The following is a 1,286-nucleotide window of genomic DNA, read 5'->3' as shown; positions in this document are numbered from 1 at the left end:
CAGCGCGCCGGTGGAGGGCCGCGCCGACATCGGCGGCTCCGGCATCATCACCGACGAGCGCGGTGCGTCGTGAACATCACCATCACGCTGCAGAACACCGACTACGCGACCCTGACGCTCGGGGTCCTCGGCGTCGGCTACCGCAGCAACGTGACGGTCGAAGACGAGAACGGTGACGGGCAGGTCAACCTCCTGTTCAACACGTGGGCGGCCACCAACGCCGGCAGCATCGGCAACGACGGTGGTAACGTCTACGACGTCCCCAACCTCGAGGACGACGACGACTCCATCACCAAGGCCAGCATCGAGGAGGGCGTCGACTCGCTCCTCGAATCCGGCGAGTACGACCTCGAAGTCCGCGCCGGTCAGGACTCCGACGACGACTCGCAGGGCGTCGGCACGCTGACGCTCGAAGAGCGCAACACGACCGCCGTCAACACGTGGACCGCACCGTCGGGCTCGACGCTCGAGGACACCGACGACGTCTACGAAGCCGTCGGTAACAACAACCTCACGCAGACCAACACGGTCGCCTACGGCGACCTCGCCGTCCACCAGGTCGAGGCGTCCGGTCTCGAGGGCCTCCTCGAGGCGCAGGGCACCGACGACGTGACGACTGCGTTCTACAACAACAACGGCAGCGAGTACACGCTCACGGTCGAGCAGGTCGACCCCGGTGCGAACCGCGACCCGTACGCGCTGGTCCTGAACGACACGAACTCCGACGTCTTCGCTGACTCGGAGAACGACACGTACTTCGTTGTCTACGACACGGACAGCAAGGACATCGACACGACCGAGCGTAGCATCGAGAACGACCACACGCTCGAAGCCAACTTCACGGTCGAGGAAGACGAGGACAACCTCGCCGACGACCGCCAGACAGTCACCGACGAGTACGACCTCGTCGAAGGTGAGCACATCCTCGACGACCCGTACAACGTCTCCGCCTCCGCGGAACAGACGATAGAGGGCGAGACGACCGTCGCGCCCGGTACGGAACTCAGCATGCGCGTCCGCTCCAGCGGCGACACGCAGCCGAGCTTCCTGAAGACCGCGACCATCTACGTCACCGAGAACCGGACGTTCTCGGGCACGTTCGACTTCAGCGAGCAGGAAGTCGGCGACACGTACGAGGTCACGGTCCGCAACGGTCCCGCTGACTCCGAAACCGTCGACGGGACGGTTCTCGAGAGCGTCGAGACCGAGACGGAGATGACCGAGACGGACGCGCCGGACACGGCACGGACGCGCCGGACACGGCCACGGACGCGCCGGACACGGCC

Annotated in this window: 1 protein-coding gene; it reads left to right on the top strand. The window is 65.8% G+C overall.

Going from position 1 to position 1,286, the window contains the following annotated elements:
- Positions 1–69 precede the first annotated feature (69 nt).
- Positions 70–1,286: BGTF surface domain-containing protein (locus GJ632_RS21570; protein ID WP_343161323.1), on the top strand; the 1,217-nt coding region annotated here is incomplete at its 3' end.

The organism is Halogeometricum sp. CBA1124 (genome assembly GCF_009741955.1).
GTDB classification, from domain to species: Archaea; Halobacteriota; Halobacteria; order Halobacteriales; family Haloferacaceae; genus Halogeometricum; species Halogeometricum rufum.
The sequence above is the reverse complement of the archived record's forward strand: the minus strand, read 5'-3'. Positions and strand labels throughout refer to the sequence as shown.